The organism is Saccharothrix syringae (assembly GCF_009498035.1).
Lineage (GTDB): Bacteria > Actinomycetota > Actinomycetes > Mycobacteriales > Pseudonocardiaceae > Actinosynnema > Actinosynnema syringae.
The window spans coordinates 4,377,565-4,390,148 of record NZ_CP034550.1 but is presented as its reverse complement, the minus strand read 5'-3'; the positions used below and the strand labels follow the sequence as shown (position 1 = coordinate 4,390,148).

General features: G+C 75.4%; 10 protein-coding genes. 6 read left to right on the top strand and 4 right to left on the bottom strand.

The features are described from left to right. Positions 1-7: 7 nt before the first annotated feature. Both EKG83_RS19130 and EKG83_RS19125 read left to right on the top strand, forming a co-directional pair. Positions 8-823, top strand: a complete 816-nt coding sequence (locus EKG83_RS19130) for an SDR family NAD(P)-dependent oxidoreductase (RefSeq protein WP_033435880.1) — start codon at positions 8-10, stop codon at positions 821-823. 95 nt (positions 824-918) lie between these two features. Next, positions 919-1,821 (top strand): NADP-dependent oxidoreductase, encoded by a 903-nt coding sequence (locus EKG83_RS19125; protein WP_033435879.1) that lies wholly within the window; start codon positions 919-921, stop codon positions 1,819-1,821. On the opposite strand, the gene EKG83_RS19120 is transcribed toward EKG83_RS19125, so the two are convergent. Continuing rightward, positions 1,775-2,230 (bottom strand): SPW repeat protein, encoded by a 456-nt coding sequence (locus EKG83_RS19120; protein WP_153278217.1) that lies wholly within the window; start codon positions 2,228-2,230, stop codon positions 1,775-1,777. The genes EKG83_RS19125 and EKG83_RS19120 overlap by 47 nt on opposite strands. Before the next feature lie 791 nt (positions 2,231-3,021). Between EKG83_RS19120 and EKG83_RS19115 the strand changes: the two genes are divergently transcribed. Continuing rightward, positions 3,022-3,399 (top strand): STAS domain-containing protein, encoded by a 378-nt coding sequence (locus EKG83_RS19115; protein ID WP_033435888.1) that lies wholly within the window; start codon positions 3,022-3,024, stop codon positions 3,397-3,399. A gap of 80 nt (positions 3,400-3,479) precedes the next feature. On the opposite strand, the gene EKG83_RS19110 is transcribed toward EKG83_RS19115, so the two are convergent. After that, positions 3,480-4,526 (bottom strand): Gfo/Idh/MocA family protein, encoded by a 1,047-nt coding sequence (locus tag EKG83_RS19110; protein ID WP_033435877.1) that lies wholly within the window; start codon positions 4,524-4,526, stop codon positions 3,480-3,482. A 398-nt stretch (positions 4,527-4,924) separates the two neighbouring features. Between EKG83_RS19110 and EKG83_RS19105 the strand changes: the two genes are divergently transcribed. Further along, positions 4,925-5,830: an oxygenase MpaB family protein gene (locus tag EKG83_RS19105; RefSeq protein ID WP_228122698.1), complete on the top strand. Its 906-nt coding sequence runs from the start codon at positions 4,925-4,927 to the stop codon at positions 5,828-5,830. Positions 5,831-5,852: 22 nt separating this feature from the next. After that, positions 5,853-6,695 (top strand): class I SAM-dependent methyltransferase, encoded by an 843-nt coding sequence (locus EKG83_RS19100; RefSeq protein ID WP_033434410.1) that lies wholly within the window; start codon positions 5,853-5,855, stop codon positions 6,693-6,695. Positions 6,696-6,740: 45 nt separating this feature from the next. On the opposite strand, the gene EKG83_RS19095 is transcribed toward EKG83_RS19100, so the two are convergent. Further along, positions 6,741-7,985 (bottom strand): hypothetical protein, encoded by a 1,245-nt coding sequence (locus EKG83_RS19095; RefSeq protein WP_153278216.1) that lies wholly within the window; start codon positions 7,983-7,985, stop codon positions 6,741-6,743. A 125-nt stretch (positions 7,986-8,110) separates the two neighbouring features. On the opposite strand from EKG83_RS19095, the gene EKG83_RS19090 reads away from it, so the two are divergent. After that, positions 8,111-11,134 (top strand): AfsR/SARP family transcriptional regulator, encoded by a 3,024-nt coding sequence (locus EKG83_RS19090; protein WP_228122696.1) that lies wholly within the window; start codon positions 8,111-8,113, stop codon positions 11,132-11,134. Between the two features lie 12 nt (positions 11,135-11,146). On the opposite strand, the gene EKG83_RS19085 is transcribed toward EKG83_RS19090, so the two are convergent. Further along, positions 11,147-12,490, bottom strand: coding sequence for a sensor histidine kinase (locus tag EKG83_RS19085; protein ID WP_228122695.1), 1,344 nt, complete (start codon positions 12,488-12,490; stop codon positions 11,147-11,149). Positions 12,491-12,584: the final 94 nt, after the last annotated feature.

Genomic DNA, 12,584 nt, shown 5'->3' with positions numbered 1-12,584 from the left:
TCCGCGCATGGGGATCCTGGACGGCAAGGCCGTGGTCGTGACCGGCGCGGGGCGCGGGCTGGGCGAGTCCTACGCGCGGCACGCCGCCGCCGCGGGCGCGCGGGTGGTGGTCAACGACGTGGCGGGTGCCGAGCGGGTCGCGGCGGGCATCGGGGGCGCGGTGGCGCACACCGGCTCGGTGGCCGACCCGGAGCAGGCCGCGGCGCTGGTGGAGCTGTGCGTGGCCGAGTTCGGCCGGATCGACGGCCTGGTCAACAACGCGGGCGTCACGTGCTTCGCCGAGCCGTGGGACGACGACCCGGCCGCGGTGCGCGAGGTGATCGAGGTCAACGTGCTGGGCACGATGTACTGCGGCACGGCGGCCGCGCGCGCCATGCGGGGCGGATCGATCGTCAACGTCGTCTCCGGCGCCATGCTCGGCCGCGCCGGCGCCGCCGCGTACTCGGCGTCCAAGGGCGCGGTGGCGTCGCTGACGGCGTCCTGGGCCTCGTCCCTGGCGCCGCGCGGGGTGCGGGTCAACGGGGTCGCGCCGCTGGCGTGGACGCCGATGATGGACGCCGACCCGGGCCGGCACGAGGTGGGCTCGGCGGCGGGGCCGCCGGACCGGATGGCGCCGCTGGTCACGTACCTGCTCAGCGACCTGGCCGCCGGGGTCACCGGGCAGCTGGTGCGGTTCCTGCCGGACAAGCTGCACCTGATCTCGCAGTACGCGGCGAAGCGGCCGGTGCTGGTGCGCGAGAGGTGGGAGGTGGAGGACATCGCGCGGGCGTTCGAGGACGAGCTGGAGCCCGAGCCGCCCGGCCGGGACCGGTGGCGGGTCTGACCCCGGCCCCGGGAAGATAGATGGTCGGCCACATACCCGTGCTACGTTCGGGTGGCAGATCGGGAACGCACGCCACACGACGGAGGCACGTCACGATGAAGGCGGTAGTGCTGGAGCGGTTCGGCGGCCCGGAGGAGCTTCGGCTGTCCGATGTGGACGCACCGGAACCGGGTCCCGGCCAGGTCCGGGTGCGGGTGCGCGCGGCGGGCGTCAACCCGTTCGACGGCAAGGTGCGGTCCGGCGCCATGGAGGCGCTGTTCACCACGGAGCTGCCCACCGTCCTCGGCCTGGAGGTCGCGGGCGAGGTCGACGCGGTCGGCCCCGGCGTCACCGGCGTGGCCGAGGGCGACGCGGTGTTCGGCTTCGCGGACGGTGGCGGGTACGCCGAGCAGGCCCTGCTGAGCACGTTCGCGCCCAAGCCGGAGGGGTTGGGCTGGGAGCAGGCCGTCGCGCTGCCCCTCGCCGGCGAGACCGCGGACCGCGTGCTGCGCCAACTGGGCGTGCGCGCGGGCGAGACCCTGCTGGTCCACGGCGCGGCGGGCGCGGTGGGCACGATCGCCGTGCAGCTGGCCGTCGCGGCGGGCGCGCGGGTCGTCGGCACCGCCGGGCCGGACAACCAGGAGCACGTGGCCGCGCTCGGCGCCACGCCGACCACCTACGGGCCCGGCCTGGTCGAGCGGGTGCGGGAGCTGGCACCTGAGGGCGTGGACGCGGTGTTCGACGTCGCGGGCCGGGGCGCGCTGCCGGACTCGATCGAGCTGCGCGGCGGCACGGACCGCATCGTCACCATCGCCGACCCGGCCGCCGGGCAGTGGGGCATCCCGTTCAGCGGGGAGTCGCAGCGGGACGCCGGGCGGTTGGCCGAGCTGGCGGAGCTGGCCGCGCGGGGCGGGCTGGTCGTCGCGATCGCCGCGACGTTCCCGCTGGCCGACGCGGCGGAGGCGCACCGGGTCAGCGGCGCCGGGCACGTGCGGGGGAAGCTCGTGCTGACCGTGTGACCGCCCGGCGGGCGACCTGGGCCAGGGCGATGCCGAGGAGGGTCAGCGCGCAGCCGACGACCAGGGCGTTGACGAGGGTGGCGGCGGTGGTGCGGGCGCCGGACAGCCAGGGGGTGGCGGCGATCCACCAGCCCGCCAGCACCAGCACCGGGCCCGGCCACCGGCCGTCCAGCGGGGCCATCATGCCGATCAGGGCGACCACCACGACGACGGCGCCGGCCAGCACGGCGTCGCGGACCAGGGTGCGCGGGGCCGGGCCGGGGCCCGGGGTGAGGCCGTAGCCGAGGGCGACCGGGGACATCAACTGCCAGAGGCCGAGCAGGAAGGCGGCGATGCCCAGGCCCGTGCCGAGGCGCTGCCTCACCGGCGGGTCGGGGTGGTGCTCGTCGGGGTGATGCGCAACGTGCACCTCCGCGTGCGGAATGGGCTTCGGGGCCGGTGAGCGGCGGGTGGGTGGCCGGCAACTGCGGATACGGCTGGTGGTGGGTGGCGGTTCACCGCCGGTCGCGCGGGGCTGCGGTTGGCTGTTGGTTGCCAGCGGCTGGAGGTGGCTGTCGGTTGCCGGTGGCTGGAGGTGGCTGGAGGTGGCTGTCGGTTGCTGGCGGCTGGCGGTCACTGGCGGTTGCCGGTGGCTGGTTGGGCGGGCTCGGGTTCGCCGGTCGCCGCTCGCCGCTCGGGCCCGCCGCCCGCCGCTCATCCCGGACCGGAGAACCGGGCACCGGGCAGATCCGCCTGCCCGGTGCCGGTCCCACCGCCGCCGGCGGAGACCACACCGGTCGTGCCGGGCGCGGCCCGCGCCCGTGACCGGGTTGACACCCGCTGCTCGCGGGCGGCCTCCGCTGGTGCGGAGATCAGGGGGTCGTGCCCGCGAACTGCCCGACACTGGTCAGGTACCGGTCCGGGGGCGGGCCCAAACCGATGGCGGGCGAAATGCGCCACAGCGGTCGGCAAAGCAGTTCGGCCGAAGTCGGACTCGGTACGACCACGGCACGACCTCCCTCCTGACCGGACATTCGCATCACCCGTCCGGACCGGTTCACCCAGGAGAGAGAAACATCTTTCGCCGCAGCTCAGAGGCGTAAAACAATTTTAAACCTGCCACCACTAGAAACTTTCCGTGACAAGGGTCAAGTCGACACGCACGGAGAGTTACGGGCAGTTCATCAGGTAAGACCAACCGTAACGATGCATCATGTGCACGTGAACGAATCGAACCCGTCTTCCTCGACGATCAGCACCGATGTCCGCGGCACCGTCACCGTGCTGCGGCTGGTCGGCGACATCGACCTGGCCAACAGCGACACCCTGCGCGTGCGCTGCGTCGAACTGCTGGACAGCGGTGTCGACGCGCTCGTGCTCGACTTCTCCGAGGTGAGCTTCTTCGCCTCGTCCGGCATCGCGGCGCTCGCGCACGTCCGGGAGTACAGCGCGCAGCGCGGTGGGCTGCCCGTGCACGTGGTGGCCGGCCGCAGCGTTCGCCGGTCGCTGGAGCTGACCGCCATGGACCGCCTGCTGCCGATGCACGACGCGGTGGAGGAGGCGGTCGAGGCGGCCGAGGCCCGGGTTGCCAGGCGCTGACCGGAACGCGCCCGGCCGGAGCCGTCGGCCGAGGCCGGGCGCAACCCCGGGGCCGCCCCGACGCCCTCGTCATCAGGCGGTCAGAACCAGGGCTCGGCGGTGACCGCCACCGTCGTGCCCCGATCGGCCGCCTCGGCGATGGCCAGGGCGACGCGGTGGTCGTGGATGCCCTCCGCCAGCGGGTACGGCTCGGGGCCGGCGTCGGCGACCCAGGCGGCGGTGTCCTGGAGGAGCGTGGCGATGGCGATCTCCTCGTCGTTCCACCGCTGCCCCTGGTAGGGGTTGCGGTAGAGGACCCGGGAGTTGAACGTGATGTGGTCGGTGTCGAAGCCGTCCAGGTCGAGGTCGTAGCCGGTCTGCCGGCGCACCAGCGGGTTGCGGGTGATGGTGCGGTCGGCGGCCAGGTGGACGACTTCCTGGTCGCGCAGCTCCCCCGTGGTGCCCCGGACCAGGAGGCGGCGCATGAGCAGCTGGTTGTGCCACTGGTTGTCGGTGAAGTCGTAGACCCCGAGCTTGCCGTGCCCGGTGAAAGAGATCGTGGCGAGGGTCGTGGTGGCCTGCTTGACCTCGACCGGGTCGGCCCAGCCCGAGCGGGTGATCGGGTCGGCGAGCGGCGCGGTGTGGCGGGTGGCCCGGACCTCGACCGGGCCGCGCCCGGTGCCCAGCAGGGTCCGGATCAACGACACGGCGTGGTACTGGTGGGTCGAGGAGACGTCGACGCGGGTCGGTTCGCCGATCACGCCGTCGCGGACCAGGGCGATGCGGGCGGCGTGGGCGGGCATCCGGGTGTACTGCTCGGCGACCTGCACCAGACCGCCGGCGCCGACCCGGGTCCACAGGGCGCGCAGGCCGTCGAGGTCGGGGGCGGGCGGGGTCTCGGCGAGGACGGGGACGCGGCGCTCGACCAGCTCGACGACCAGGCCCGGCGTGACCGACCACGGCACGGCGGTGACCACGAAGTCCGGCTTGGCGCGCAGGCAGTCGTCGAGGGAGAGGTGCACGGGCACCGGCAGGTCCTTGGGCGCGCGCGACACCACACCGACGCAGGTCAGGTCGTCGAGGGCGGCGGCCAGGCGCCAGAAGTACTCGGCACGCCAGCCGGAGCCGACGATCGCGAACGTGGTCACGCTCCCATCCAACCCGAACCGGTTCGCGCCGGGCCAGATGAGCCTGGTCAGAGGCGAGCCAGGTGGGTCGCGCCGGACGAGCGGGCCAGACGAGCCGGACGAGTGGGCCAGACGAGCCGGGTGGGTCGGGCCGGGTGAGTTGGGCCGGGCCGGGCGGGTCGGGCCGGGCGGGCCGGGTCGGGTCGGGCCGGGCGGGTCGGGTCGGGTCGGGCCAGCACCGAGCAGGGCCAGCACCGAGCAGGGCCAGCACCGAGCAGGGCCGCGAAGGTCGGCCCGACCCCACCAACCCGACCCCACCAACCCGACCCCGCCCCCCGCACGACACCCCCACCGTCCCCAACACTCGACGAATCACACGAACGTGTGGAAAGTTCACCCCTACGTGCGAACCGAAGGCGGTGGACAAGGCGGTGGACGTGGACGACCTGCGCCAGCTGCTCAACCCCGACGAAGTACGCCGCCGCCTGGGCGCCGTCGTCTTCAGCCGGGTCGCCGGGCCGGACGGCCCGGCCGTCCGGGACCGCATCCACCTCACCCCCGGCCCCCGCTGGTTCACCCCCGACCGCCCGATCCGCCGGGTGCACGGCGACGCCGCCATGTTCGTCGGCGGCCTCCGCGCCCTCCTCCTCCAATCCCTCCACCCGCTCGCCATGGCCGCCGTCGCCGGCCACTCCGACTACCGCGCCGACCCGTGGGGCCGCCTGCAGCGGACCAGCGGCTTCCTGGCCGTCACCACCTTCGGCACCGCCACCGACGCCGCCGCCGCGGTCGCCCGGGTCCGCAGGATCCACGCCCACGTCCGCGGCACCGCCCGCGACGGCACGCCCTACCGCGCCGACGACCCGCACCTGCTGGAGTGGGTCCACCTCGCCGAGGTCGACAGCTTCCTGCACTGCCACCAGCGCTACGGCTCGGCCAAGCTCTCCCCCGCCGACCAGGACGGCTACGTCGCCGACACCGCCCGCGTGGCCACCGAGCTGGGCGTGCGCAACCCCCCGACCACCACAGCACAGCTCAAGGCCCGGCTCGACGCGTTCCGGCCGGAGCTGCGGGGCACGCCGGAGGCCCGCGACGCCGCCCGCTTCCTCCTGCTCACCCCACCGGTCCCGATCGCCGCGCGGGTCCCCTACGCCGCCCTCGCCGCGGCCGCCGTCGCGTCGCTGCCCGCGTGGACCCGGCTGCCGCTGCGCCTGCCGCTCCTGCCGGTGACCGAGCGGACCGCGGTGCGCCTGGCCGGTCACGGCATCACCGGCGCGATCCGGTGGCTGCTGCCGGCCCCGCGGAAACACCCGCAGCCCGCCTGACCGGACCTGGCAGGATCGGCCCGTGCACATCAGCGACGCGCTCGACGCGCTGGCCGCCGGGGACGTCGCCCGGGCCCGGGAGATCGCCGACGGCGGCGGTTCGCCGCTGGCCGAGGCGCTGGCCGAGCACCTGGCGGCCGACCGGGGCCCCGGATCGGTCTACGACCAGCCGGCGGCGTTCGCGGCGTTCGTCAACGGCGGCGGCAACACCGCCCTGTACGAGGCGGTCGTGGCGGCCCTGGGCGAGGTCTACGCCGAGGCCCGCCCGACGACCCTGCTCGACATCGGGTGCGGTGACGGCCGGGCGCTGCGCCCCGCCCTCGCCCGCCCCCACGCCCCGACGGCCGTCACCCTGGTCGAGCCCTCCGCCGCGCTGCTCGACGCGGCGCTGCGCGACCTGCCCGGGGCCACCGCCCACCGCACCGGGGTCGAGGAGTTCGCGGCCGGGCTCCCGGACGGCGCGGTGTTCGACGTCGCCCAGTCCACGTTCGCCCTGCACACCCTGCCGCACGAGGCGCGCGACGGCGTGCTCGCCGAGCTGGCGCCGCACGTCCGGGTGCTCGCGGTGGTCGAGTTCGACGTGCCGGACGTGCCGCACGCGGGGCCCGCGCACCGCCGGTTCCTCGCCGAGACCTACGAGCGCGGCCTGGCCGAGTACGGCGCCGACCGCCGGCTGGTCGCGCAGGGCTTCCTGATGCCGGTGCTGACCGGTCAGCTGGTGCCCGGCGCGACCCGCGCCACCTGGGAGCAGCCCGCGTCCCGGTGGGCGGAGCAGGTCCGGCGCGCGGGCTTCACCGACGTGCGGACCACCCCGCTGCACGACTACTGGTCGTCCCCCGCGTTCCTGCTCACCGCGCGCGGCTGACGCGCCGGCCGCGGGAGGCGGCCGGCGCGTCGGGAGCACCGGGGGTCAGACGTGCAGGCGCCAGTGCGCGTTCACCCGGTAGCTGCCGCCGAAGGCGTTGAACCACAGCGACACCGTGTCGGTGCGCAGGTCGTCCCAGCCGGCGACCTTGTCGTTGTCGAACATGTACGCGTAGCGGTGCGGGATCGTCTTGGTCAGCACGACGGGCTTGAACACCTCGTCCTTGACCAGCTTGACGAACCACTCGACGAAGACCTTGAACAGCCAGGCCACGGCCTTGCCGATCAGGGACGCGATCAGCTTGCCCAGGTAGGGCGTGAGCACGAGCCCGACGCCCTGCGCGATGGCGTCGGCCACGATGTCGGCGACCTTCGCCCACGCGGCGTCGATGGCGTCGCCGAACCCGCCGAAGTCCTTCTCGGCGATCATGACGGTGCTGGTGAACGTCAGCGGCGCGGACGGGTCGGTGCCGCTGACGTCGTGCTTGGCGAACGCCAGGCCGGGCGCGTCGTAGACCACGATCTCACCGGTGTTGAAGTGCTGGCTCACCCAGAACTGGTCGACCTTCTTCGACGCGCCCCCGTGGTCGACGTTGACCCCGCCCATGGCGATCTCGTCCGGTCCCGGCTCCCAGGAGGTCTCCTGCACGGCCTTGACCGAGCTGATCCGCAGGGTCACCGACTTGACCAGGGACGTGGCGGCGGTGGGGTCGACGCCCTCGGCGGCGGCCACGGCCATGGCCCGCTCGTGCGCCACCTCGCTGTCGGCCTCGACCTGCGCGGCCTGGGCCTGGAGGCCGCGGCTGAGCGCGGCCCAGTCCACGGGGGCGGTGCGCGGGTCGAACGCGCCCCGGAAGCCGAGCCGCGCGTACTCCCGCGGGTCGATCCGGCCGTAGCGGCCGAACTCGGCCACCCGGGTGGCCGGGTCGGCGAGCACGGCCTGGGCGCCGCGGCTGGTGGTCGCCAGCCGGTCGGCGGGCAGGGTGCCCAGGCCGCGCTGGAGGTCGGCCTCCACGGTGCCCTCCGGGAACACCCGGGTCGGGTCGGCGGCCACGACCGCCAGCGAGTACCGGAACGCCTGGTCGACGTCCTGGGCCAGGGCCAGCGCCTGCGGTTCGCCCCGCAGCGGGTCCGGCACCTCCGGTGCGCCGTGGTCGGCGTCCTCGGGCACCGCGGCGGTGTCGGCGACGGCCTGGCCCGGCACCGTCGACGCGGCCATGGCGACGGCGGTCAGCACGGGCAGGAAGTAGCGCCAGAGGGGGTTCGAACGAGGACGCAGGTGTGTTCTCATCGGAGTTCCTCTCCCGGTCGGCCGGCGGGGCTGCCCCGCCGGACTGCCACAGGTCTACGGAGACGGCGTTGTCGGCCTGTTGTGCCGCGGTTGTGGCCCTCGCGGGGGCCGGAGGAGGGGATGACGTGACGGGCTCGCCCGCGGCGTGCGAGGTGGGCGTGCTGGGCCCGGTGACCGCGGTCGGACCGGTCGGCCCCGCCGCGCTGTCGGGCGCCCGGCAGCGGGCCGTGCTGGGGGTGCTCGCGCTGCACGCGGGCGTGGTGCTGCCCGCCAACCGCCTGGTGGACGTGCTGTGGGGCGAGGACCCGCCGCGCACCGCGCTGCGCACGCTGCACAGCCACGTCGCCCGCATCCGGCAGGCGCTGGCCGCGTGCGGCGCGCCGCCGGTGCTGCGCACCAGCGAGCCCGGCTACGTGCTCGACCTGCCCGCCGACCGGGTCGACGCGCACCGCTTCGCCGACCTGGTCGCCTCCGCCCGGCGCGACCTGGCCGCGGGTGCGCCCGGCCTCGCCGCGCGCACGCTGCGGTCGGCGCTGGAGCTGTGGCGCGGCGAGCCGTTCGCGGGCACCGGGCTGGTGGGGTGGGGTGAGCGGGAGGTCGAGCGCCTGCACGAGCTGCGGCTGACCGCGGTCGAGGACCTGTGGGACGCCGAACTCGGCTCCGGCGGGCACGAGGCGGCCGTGCTGGAGCTGCCGCGGCTGCTGGCCGGGCACCCCACCCGGGAGCGCCTGGTCCGCCTGCACATGCTGGCCCTGTACCGCTGCGGCAGGCACACCGACGCGCTGGAGGCGTACGGGCGGCTGCGGCACACCCTGGCCGAGGAGTTCGGCGTGGACCCCGGTCCCGAGGTGGCCGGGCTGCACACCGCGATCCTGCGCCGCGACCCCGACCTGGACCCGCCACCCGCCACCACCGCACCCGCCGCCGCACCCGTCGTGCTGCCCCGGCAGCTGCCGGCCCGGGTCGGGCACTTCACCGGCCGCGCCGGGGAGCTGGCCGCCCTGGACGCGGCCCTGGGCGCACCCGACGAACCCCCGGTCCTGGTGGTCACCGGTCCCGCGGGCATGGGCAAGACGTCGCTGGTCGTGCAGTGGGCCCACCGGGTGGTCGACCGCTTCCCCGACGGGCAGCTGTTCCTGGACCTGCGCGGGCACGACCCGGAGCGGGCGGTGGGCGCGCACGACGCGCTGGCGCACCTGCTGCGCGGCCTGGACGTGCCCGACGACCGCATCCCCGGCGGCACGGACGAGCGGGCCGCGCTGTACCGCTCGCTGCTGCACGGCAGGCGGTGCCTGGTGGTGCTGGACAACGCGGGCGGCGTCGAGGACGTCGCCCGGCTGGTGCCCGGCGGCGACGGGAACCTGCTGGTGGTCACCAGCCGCCGGACCATGGCCGGGCTGGCCGCCCGGCACGCCACCCGCGTGGTCGTGGTCGACGCGCTGGGCGAGGAGGAGGCGCTGGCCCTGCTGCGCGGCGTGGTCGGCGACGACCGGGTGGGCCGGGAGGCCGACGCGGCGGCCCGGCTGGCGCGGTTGTGCGGCGGGATGCCCCTGGCCCTGCGCATCGCCGCGGCCCGGCTGGTCGGGGAGCCCGCCCACGCGATCGCCGAGTTCGCCGCCGAGCTGACCGGGGCGGGCCGGCTGGACGGCCTGGTCGTCGACGGCGACTCGCGCACGGTGCGGACCGTGCTGGCCGGGGCGTGCGCACCGCTGGCCGAGCGGACAGGGCGGGTGTTCGACCGGCTCGGGCTGCACCCGGGCCCCACGTTCAGCACCCACCTCGGCGCGGCGCTGTGCGGGCTGCCGCCCGGCGAGGGCAGGCGCGCGGTGGGCGAGCTGGCGGCCTCGCACCTGGTCACCGCCGCGGGCGCGGACCGCTACCGGTTCCACGACCTCATCCGCGAGTTCGCCCGCGGGCGGCTGCGCGCCGGCGACCCCGGCGACACCGCCGACCGCCTGGTGGACTGGTACCTGGCCGTGGCGGACGCGGCCAACCGGCTGCTCGACCCGGCCCGCGGCCTGGTCACCCCGACCGTGCGCCACCCGCCGGCCGAGCTGCCGTTCGCGGGCCGCAAGCAGGCCGCGCTGGCGTTCCTGGAGGCCGAGCGGGCCAACCTGGTGCCGGTGGTGCGGCAGGCCAGGGCGGCCGGTCACCTCACCGCCACCTGGCAGCTGACCTACCTGCTCACCAGCTTCTACGACGCCACCGGCCACTGGCAGGAGCGGGTCGAGCTGTGCCGGGAGGGCGCCGGCGCGGCGGCCGAGCTGGGCGACCCGGCCGCCGAGGCGGAGATGCTGCGCGCCCTGGGCGTGGCCTACTCCATGACCCGCAGGCTGCCCGAGGCGCTGGCCGCCAACGAGCGGGCGCTGGAGCTGGCCCGCGCCGTCGACGACGTGCCGGGGCAGGGGCACGTCCACAACAACGTGGCCAACATCTACACCGAGCTGCGCCGCTTCGACGAGGCGGTGGCCGCCCACCACCTGGCCGTGGCGCGCTGCGCGGCCGCCGGGCACGCGCTGGGCACGGCGCTGTCCCAGCGGAACCTGGGCAACACCTATGTCCGGATGGGCCGCGCCGGGTCGGCCTTCGCCCCGCTGGCGCAGGCCCTGGCCCGGTTCCGCGAGCTGGGCCACGCCCGGCTGGAGGCGGGCACCCTGGACACCCTGGGCGAGGCGTGCCTGGGCGTCGGCGACCCCGAGCGGGCGCTCGTCCACTTCGACCGGGCCCTGGCCATCAGCCTCGACATCGGGGACCGCTGGCTGGAGCAGGAGACGAGGCTGGACATCGGCATCGCCCACCTCGACCTCGGCCGCCCCGACCTGGCCCTGGCCTGCTTCGAGCGCGCGCTGGCCGTCAGCCGCGAGGTCGGCGACCGCCACGGCGAGGCTTGCACGCTGGGCCACCTGGGGCGCGGGCACCTGCTGGCGGGCGACCTGGACGCCGCCCGCGAGCACCTGGAGGCGGCCCTGGCGATCCGGGAGCGCGTCCCCGACCGGCACGAGGAGGCGCACCTGCACCGGGACCTGGGCGAGCTGTGGCTGCGGCGCGGCGACCCGGTCGCGGCGGACCGGCACCGGGCGGCGGCGGCGCGTCTTCGCGCGCGGGCGGGGGTCGGGGAGGTCGCGGAGGTCGTGGTGGAACCGGCCTGATGCGGGCTCCCGTCACCTCGCCAGGGGCAGGGTCGCGACGAGGCGTGCGCCGGTGCCGCCGGGGTCGGCGCGGAGGGTGCCGCGGTGGTTGGTGGCGATGCGGCGGGCGATGGGCAGGCCCAGGCCGGTGCCGCCGGTGTCGCGGGTGCGGGCGTCGTCGAGGCGGGTGAAGCGGTCGAAGACCCGTTCGCGGTCCTCGGGCGGGATGCCGGGGCCGTTGTCGAGGACCTCCAGCACCGCGTGGTCGTTCTCGGTGCCCAGGCGGACGGTGACGGTGGTGGTGGCGTGGCGTTCGGCGTTGTCCAGGAGGTTGCCCAGCAGGCGGTCCAGCAGGACGTGGCTGCCGCGCACGGGTACCGGGTGGTCGGGCAGGTCGACGCTGAGGGTGTGGTGGGTGCGGCGGCGGTCGGTGTGGTCGTGCACGAGTTCGGTCAGGTCGACGGCGTCGTCGTGACCGGTGGCGTGGTCCAGGCGGGCCAGCAGGAGCAGGTCGGTGGCCAACTGCTGGAGGCGGTGGGTGTCGGCCAGGGCCGCGTCGACCACCGCCGGCCAGTCGGCCTGGCCGGGGTGCGCGCTGGCGATCTCCAACTCCGCGCGCAACGCGGCGATGGGGCTGCGCAACTCGTGCGAGGCGTCCGCGACGAAGCGCCGGTTGTCCTCCATCGCCGTTTCCAACCGGTCCAGGGTCGCGTTGACCGTGCCCGCCAGCTCCGCGATTTCATTGCGCGTGCGGGGCACCGGAACACGCCGGGACAGGTCGTGCTCGGTGATGTCGGCCATCTCCCGCCGGATCGCTTCGACGGGGCGCAACACCCGCCCCGTCGCCACCCACACCACCACCGCGAACAACCCGATCAGCGACAACGCCCCGCCGGCCAGGAGGAAGACCTGCCGGTTGAGGTCGCGCTGCATCGCGGTGAACCTCTCGCGCTGGACGGGCATCAGCTTGTAGAGGCGCGCGTGCTCCTCCTGCCCCGGCGAGTCGACCTGGGCGTACCCGACGGTCGTCGGGTCGGTGAAGGGCCACAGCGACAGCAGCGGCACCTGGCTGACCAGTTCGTAGTCGGCGGCGCAGACGACGTCCCGGTCCTCGTCGGCGGTGTTCCCGAGGGCGGCGAGGTCGGTCACCTCGGCCTGCATGTCGACGTGGCGGACCCTGGAGCACTCCACGTCCCAGTCCGCCGCGGTGTCCACCCGCAGGTGCCCCGGGGGTGACTCGCTCGTCACCATCCCGTGGACGCAGAGCGTGCCGGCGCCTTCCGTGGCGGCGCTGGACCGCATCGCCTCGTCGCGCAGGTAGGAGGCGATCACGACCGCGAGGACCAGGACGGGCAGCGCGAGCGTGGCGGTGGCCACCAGCGTCACCTTCGTCCGCAACCGACGATCGGTCCCCACCACCGGTACCCGCATGGGGCCCACTATGCAGCAGCGGCGCGGGAAACCCTGAAGA

Excerpts from the sequence above, each read along its gene's own strand:
- EKG83_RS19095 (WP_153278216.1), bottom strand. The coding sequence starts at position 7,985 with ATGAGAACACACCTGCGTCCTCGTTCGAACCCCCTCTGGCGCTACTTC.
- EKG83_RS19125 (WP_033435879.1), top strand. The coding sequence starts at position 919 with ATGAAGGCGGTAGTGCTGGAGCGGTTCGGCGGCCCGGAGGAGCTTCGG.
- EKG83_RS19130 (WP_033435880.1), top strand. The coding sequence starts at position 8 with ATGGGGATCCTGGACGGCAAGGCCGTGGTCGTGACCGGCGCGGGGCGC.